This is a genomic window from Lentzea flava (assembly GCF_014648475.1).
Taxonomy (GTDB): domain Bacteria; phylum Actinomycetota; class Actinomycetes; order Mycobacteriales; family Pseudonocardiaceae; genus Lentzea; species Lentzea flava.
This window is the reverse complement of sequence record NZ_BMRE01000118.1, coordinates 1-6,197: the sequence shown is the minus strand read 5'-3', so window position 1 is coordinate 6,197 and position 6,197 is coordinate 1. Positions and strand designations below refer to the sequence as shown.

At 67.2% G+C, this 6,197-nt stretch carries 7 protein-coding genes; 4 read left to right on the top strand and 3 right to left on the bottom strand.

The genetic code is table 11. From position 1 onward, the window contains the following. The first annotated feature begins 220 nt into the window (after window positions 1-220). Window positions 221-493, top strand: coding sequence for a site-specific integrase (locus IEZ09_RS45540; protein WP_189260089.1), 273 nt, complete (start codon window positions 221-223; stop codon window positions 491-493). 28 nt (window positions 494-521) lie between these two features. Here the strand turns inward: IEZ09_RS45540 and trhA are convergent, their stop codons facing one another. Further along, entirely contained in the window at window positions 522-1,193 is a 672-nt protein-coding gene (trhA, locus tag IEZ09_RS45535) for a PAQR family membrane homeostasis protein TrhA (protein WP_189260088.1), read from the bottom strand. 78 nt (window positions 1,194-1,271) lie between these two features. Between trhA and IEZ09_RS45530 the strand changes: the two genes are divergently transcribed. Beyond that, a complete protein-coding gene (locus IEZ09_RS45530) occupies window positions 1,272-2,051 on the top strand; it encodes an isoprenyl transferase (protein ID WP_189260087.1) in 780 nt (259 codons plus the stop codon). Window positions 2,052-2,104: 53 nt separating this feature from the next. Here IEZ09_RS45530 and IEZ09_RS45525 read toward each other — a convergent pair whose 3' ends face one another. Together IEZ09_RS45525 and IEZ09_RS45520 are read right to left on the bottom strand one after the other, a co-directional pair. Next, on the bottom strand, window positions 2,105-2,377 hold the full coding sequence (locus IEZ09_RS45525; protein WP_189260086.1) for a hypothetical protein: 273 nt from the start codon (window positions 2,375-2,377) through the stop codon (window positions 2,105-2,107). 90 nt (window positions 2,378-2,467) lie between these two features. After that, on the bottom strand, window positions 2,468-2,725 hold the full coding sequence (locus IEZ09_RS45520; RefSeq protein WP_229813557.1) for a hypothetical protein: 258 nt from the start codon (window positions 2,723-2,725) through the stop codon (window positions 2,468-2,470). A gap of 228 nt (window positions 2,726-2,953) precedes the next feature. Here IEZ09_RS45520 and IEZ09_RS45515 point away from each other — a divergent pair, with 228 nt between their 5' ends. Beyond that, window positions 2,954-4,204 (top strand): DUF885 domain-containing protein, encoded by a 1,251-nt coding sequence (locus IEZ09_RS45515; protein ID WP_189260084.1) that lies wholly within the window; start codon window positions 2,954-2,956, stop codon window positions 4,202-4,204. A gap of 400 nt (window positions 4,205-4,604) precedes the next feature. Beyond that, window positions 4,605-5,897, top strand: a complete 1,293-nt coding sequence (gene phoH2, locus IEZ09_RS45510) for an RNA 5'-3' helicase PhoH2 (protein WP_308202469.1) — start codon at window positions 4,605-4,607, stop codon at window positions 5,895-5,897. Window positions 5,898-6,197 lie beyond the last annotated feature (300 nt).

Genomic DNA, 6,197 nt, shown 5'->3' with positions numbered 1-6,197 from the left:
ACCCACAGGTCAGCGAACCGGGCCGCCCCACGGGCCGAAATCGTAGCCCAAGTCAGGTCTCGGCCGGTGACGGCGTCCTGGACGAGCTGGAGGACTACATGGAGGAGTTCCCACCGGTCGCCGTCACGCTGCCTTGGGAGAAGCCTGGAGGGCGTCTCGTGACGGTCCGGTTGCTCATGACAACCCCGGACAGGAACGCCTGCGACGACAGAAGTACAACATGGGTGTGTGGCGTCCGGCGTTCGCGCGGGCTGGCCTGATCTACGTGCCGCAGGACGACGGCATACATGCGATGCGGCACCTGTACGCGTCAGTCCAGTTGGAGAACGGCGTCTCGATCAAGGCGCTGAGCATCAACCTCGGTCACAGCGATCTGGGCTTCGCGCTCCGCGTCTACACCCACCTGATGCCGTCCAGCGGCGACAAGAGCCGCAAGGCCGCCAACGCGCTCTTCAAGCCGAAGAAGCGGGCTGACGGCCTGGAGACGGCCTGACAAGATCAGCTAACCTGAAAACCGCAGGTCACGAGTACATGGCGAGCCAGATGGCGATGTAGTGGCAGATCGCCGCCACCACGGTCGCCGCGTGGAAGAACTCGTGGTACCCGAAAACCTGCGGCCACGGGTTCGGCCACCGGGTCGCGTAGAACACCGCCCCAACGGTGTACAGCGCGCCACCCACCAGCAGCAGCACCAGCGCCGCCACCCCGGCGTGGTGCAGCAGCTCGGGCAGCACGAACACCGCCACCCAGCCGAGCGCGATGTAGATCGGCACCCCGAGCCAGCGCGGCGCGTGCGGCCAGGCCAGCTTCAGCGTCACGCCGGCCAGCGCGCCGATCCACACGACCCACAGCACCACGTGGCCGGTGCCGGGATCCATCGCCAGCAAGGCGAACGGGGTGTACGTGCCGGCGATGAACACGAAGATCATCGAGTGGTCGAGGCGCTTCATCCACGTCCGCACGCGGTCGGACTTCCACGTGACGCGGTGGTACAGCGCTGAAACGCCGAACAGGCCGAGAACTGTGGCGCCGTAGACGGAGGTGGCCAGGGCGGCCAGGCCGGACACCGTGGACGCCGCCAGCGCGATCAGCGTCGCGCCCGTCGCCACCGAGGTGATGAAAGACCAGAGGTGCAGCCACCCACGAAGTCGCGGCCGCAGTCCGGGCTGTGGAGGAATGGTCGCAGTGGTCACGGGAACCTAGGTTACGCGACCGTAGGTTTCGGGACCGCGGCTCAGTGATGAAGCTTGCACGGCGTACGCTGTTCGGACGTGGCACTCCGCACCCGTGTGAAAGACGTCGCTATCCACTTCTACGAGTGGATTCTCCGTCGCGAGCTGAGCGGGACACAGGTGCCCAAACACGTCGGCGTCGTCCTCGACGGCAACCGGCGGTGGGCGCGCGAGGCCGGGTTCACGGACGTCGCGCACGGGCACCGGGCCGGGGCGCGCAAGATCCTCGAGCTGCTCGACTGGTGCGGTGACGCGGGGGTCGAGGTCGTCACGCTCTGGATGTTGAGCACCGACAACCTGAACCGGCCCACCGAAGAGCTGGCGCCGTTGCTCGACATCATCGCCGACATCACCGACGAGCTCGCCGAGGACGGCAAGCCGTGGCGCATCCGGCACGTCGGCGCCATCGACATGCTTCCGCAGGAGCACGCCGAACGGCTCACGAACGCCGCGGCGCGCACCAAGGACCGCACCGGCATCCAGGTCAACGTCGCCGTGGCGTACGGCGGCAGGCAGGAGATCGCGGACGCGGTCCGGAAGCTCCTGCAGGCACACGCCGAGCGCGGCGGCACCATCGAGGAGCTGGCCGAGGTCCTCGACGTCGACCACATCGCCGAGCACCTCTACACGTCCGGGCAGCCGGATCCGGATCTGATCATCCGCACGTCCGGTGAGCAGCGGCTCTCCGGGTTCATGCTGTGGCAGTCGGCGCATTCGGAGTTCTGGTTCTGCGAGGCCTACTGGCCCGGCTTCCGGCGCACCGACTTCCTGCGGGCGATGCGCGAGTACGCCAAGCGCCACCGCAGGTACGGCAGCTAGCGCGAAAGGGGCGCCCACCGCGACGGTGAGCGCCCCTTTCAGCAACGAGAGGATCAGTCCTCGTCGTGGTGGCCCCACTCGTCGCCGTCCTCGATGCCGCCGGCGGCGCAGGTGTCGGTGATGGAGGGCGAGTTCACCGGAACCGCCGCGCCGAAGACACCGACGTTGTTGCCGCACACGCCGCCAACGAGGTTCAGGTTGTTGGCGTTGCCCACGATCAGCAGCGGGGCGTTCTCCCACTCGTGGTTCACGGCCATCGCCGGGGAGCTGGCGACCATCAGGAAGCTGGCCGCCGCGCCGAAAACGGCGCCTGCCTTCTTCAGCACGATTTTCTCCTTAAAGAGGGTGTGTGTTGCGAAAACGCGTCTGGGGACGCCATGAATGACGTCCCCAGACGTAACGCGAATTGAGGGAGATCAGCCCTCGTCGACGATGCCGCCGGCGGCGCAGGTCTCGGTGATCGACGGCGAGTTGATCGGCACGGCACCGCCGAAGACACCGACGTTGTTGCCGCAGGCACCGATCGTGCCGTTGAGGTTGTTGCCGTTCAGGGCAACCAGCAGCGGGCCGTTCTTCCAGTGGTGTCCACCGTGGCCCTCGCCGGCCATGGCGGCCGGGGCGAACGCGAGCGACAGCGCAGCTGCGGCGGCAACCGCGGCACAAGCCTTCTTCACGTCATTCTCCTTCATGTCGGGTCATCCCCGTCATTTCCGGAGTCTTCGGGGATCTCCGGAGGGTGGGGTCTCCGGGCGGAAACGCTATCGCTCATGATCTCGATTGGCGGCCCCCATGACCCCATTGTGTGACGCCAAGATCAACAACATTCCCCCATCAGGTGGTCTTCGATTCACGATTCGGTCGCGAGTAAGACCCTGTGGTAGACGCTCTACGCTCTCCGACTCATGGACGCCAATGAGCTCGTGCGCGGATATCTGGTTCTTGGGCTGCGGCTAGGGCGCCTGGTGTCCGGGTTCGTCGACTCGTACACCGGCGACCCCGCGCTGAGCCGCGCCGTGGACAACGAGCCGCGGCTCGCTCCCGCAGCACTGGCGGACCACGCCCGGCAGCTCCGCAGGGAGCTCGCCGGCACCGACCTCGCCGACCAGCGCAAACAGTTCCTCGACGCGCACCTGACCGCGCTGGAGTGCACCGCGCGCAAGCTCGCCGGCGAGCGCATCTCGTTCGTCGACGAGGTCGAGCAGTACTTCCAGGTCCGCATCCGCCCCGGCGACGAGGACGCGTACGCGCAGGCCCACCGCAACATCGACGCGCTGCTGCCGGGCACCGGGCCGCTCGCCGAACGGCTCACCGCCTTCCGCACGGCCGACGAGGTGCCCGCACGCAGGCTCCAGGGCGTCGTGCAGGCCCTCTCCAGCGCCCTGAGGGACCGCGTGCGGCACCGGTACGCGCTGCCCGAGCAGGAGATCGTCGAGTACCGGATCGTCACGAACAAGCCGTGGAGCGGCTTCAACTACTACCTCGGCGGCTACCGGTCCCGCGTCGCCATCAACGCCGACCTGAACCACCGCATGTCGAACCTGCCGCACCTGGTTGCGCACGAGTCGTATCCGGGCCACCACACCGAGCACTGCCGCAAGGAGGCGGGCCTGATCGCCAAGCGCGGCCACGCCGAGCAGTCGATCTTCCTGATCAACACGCCGCAGTGCCTGATGGCCGAGGGCATGGCGGACCTCGGCCTGCACGCGGTGGTCGGGCCCGGCTGGGGAGCGTGGACCGAGCAGATCCTCCGCGACCTCGGGTTGCGAATGGACGGCGAACTGTCCGAAAAGGTCGAGTCAGCGGCGTCCGGCCTGCTCACCGTGCGCCAGGACGCCGCTCTGCTGCTACACGATCGTGGTGCGGATCAGGATGACGTGGTTGCGTATCTGCGCAGGTGGCTGCTAGTGCCGGAGCGTCGCGCACGGCAGATGGTTCGTTTTCTGGCGGACCCGCTGTGGCGCGCGTACACGACCACGTACGTCGAAGGGGTGCGCCTGGTGAGGGCGTGGCTCGACGTCCGCGCGCCCGGTGAGTCGCTCGACTCCCGCTACCTGAGGCTTCTCGACGAGCCGCTGGTGCCGAAATCACTCGAAAGCCAGGTGAGGGACGGCCTCTCGTGGCTGGCTCGAAACACCCAGGAAAACGGCATCTGACCAGCGCAAACACGGCTCCGGTCACGTTTCGGGTTGTTTTCCGGCAGATGACAAATCGGGATTCACCTGTGTGGCTTCATGCAGACGGGGTACTTCCGCAGGTAACTTCGGAAGCGGCGGGACGCGACCACTGCGGACCGCGCAGGGAGGCTATGATCGTGGCAGACAACGTCGCGAGGGGGCCGGCACCCGGCCCTCGTGGTCGACCTGCCTGACGCCACACCGGCGGACGGCAAGACGATCAATCAGGGTAGTGCCTGGCCCAGCGAGGAGCGGACGCGGGTGCCGCGTTCGTGAGGGAGTTGCCGTGAACGCACGACGTCCCGCGAGCCGTTCCTCAGGCTCATCGCGCAGTTCCTCCCCCAGGCGCAAGTCCGCCGCTCCAGCCATCACCACATATGTGCTGGACACGTCGGTACTGCTGTCGGATCCTCTCGCCCCCACCAGGTTCGCGGAGCACGAGGTCGTGCTGCCGCTCGTGGTGATCAGCGAGCTGGAGGGCAAGCGCCACCACCCCGAACTGGGCTGGTTCGCGAGGGAAGCACTGCGTCTGCTCGACGACCTGCGCTTGCGGCATGGTCGCCTCGATTCACCGATCCCCATCGGGGATCTGGGAGGCACCTTGCACGTCGAGCTCAACCACTCCGACCCGGAGGTGTTGCCATCAGGCTTCCGAACGGACTCCAACGACGCCCGGATCCTCGCGTGCTCCCTCAACCTCGCTGCTGAGGGGCGCAACGTCACCCTGGTGACCAAGGACATGCCGCTGCGGGTCAAGGCCGGATCGGTCGGCCTGCAGGCGGAGGAGTACCGGGCGCACGACGTCACCCTGTCAGGCTGGACGGGAATGTCCGATCTGGACGTTCCGCAGTCCCTGGTGGACAGCCTGTTCAAGGAGAACGTCGTCGACCCCACCCAGTACGAGGACCTGGAGCACATCGCGGAACTGCCCTGCCACACCGGACTCCGGCTGCTGGCGGGCACCTCGAGTGCGCTGGGCCGGGTGACCGCGGACAAGCAGATCAGGCTGGTGCGCGGAGATCGGGAGGCGTTCGGACTGCACGGCAGGTCCGCTGAGCAGCGGATCGCGTTGGACCTGTTGCTCGACGCCGATGTCGGCATCGTCTCGCTGGGCGGACGTGCGGGCACCGGCAAGTCGGCGCTCGCGTTGTGCGCCGGCCTCGAAGCGGTGATGGAACGCAGGCAGCACCGCAAGGTCGTGGTGTTCCGGCCGCTGTACGCGGTCGGTGGCCAGGAGCTCGGGTACCTGCCCGGCACCGAGAACGAGAAGATGGGGCCGTGGGCGCAGGCGGTGTTCGACACCCTCGGCGCGCTGGTGAGCCAGGCGGTGCTGGAGGAGGTGCTGGACCGCGGGATGCTCGAGGTCCTGCCGCTCACCCACATCCGCGGCCGCTCGCTGCACGACTCCTTCGTGATCGTCGACGAGGCGCAGTCGTTGGAGCGCAACGTGTTGCTGACCGTGCTGTCCCGCCTGGGCAGCAACTCGCGGGTGGTGCTGACGCACGACGTGGCGCAGCGCGACAACCTGCGGGTGGGCCGGCACGACGGCGTGGCGGCGGTGATCGAGAAGCTGAAGGGCCACCCGCTCTTCGCCCACGTCACCCTGACCCGCTCGGAGCGCTCGCCGATCGCGGCTCTCGTCACGGAGATGCTGGAGGACTACGCCTCCTGAGTTGACGATGAACGGCGCTTTTGTCCACCTCAGGTGAACCTGGTGTTTTAACCAGGGGGCTGTTGATCTTTGACATGGGCACGGCCACCGCTTGATCATCTTCGGGTTCCTCTCACAGAGCTCGAAGACAGAAGCGGTGGCCGTGTCTCGTAGTGTGCCCGATCAAGGTCCGTGTGCCCGAACGCGGGTGCTGCAACGGTTTCGCCAGGAGCTCTACGACTGTTTCGGTGGGTGGCGGGACACGTTGTTCGAGCTGGTGGACGCGCTGCTGGTGTGTCCGCAGCGGCCGTCGTCGTTGCC

Bases quoted from the DNA above. Each gene is read 5' to 3' on its own strand.
- IEZ09_RS45540 (WP_189260089.1), top strand. From the start codon at position 221: ATGGGTGTGTGGCGTCCGGCGTTCGCGCGGGCTGGCCTGATCTACGTG.
- IEZ09_RS45515 (WP_189260084.1), top strand. From the start codon at position 2,954: ATGGACGCCAATGAGCTCGTGCGCGGATATCTGGTTCTTGGGCTGCGG.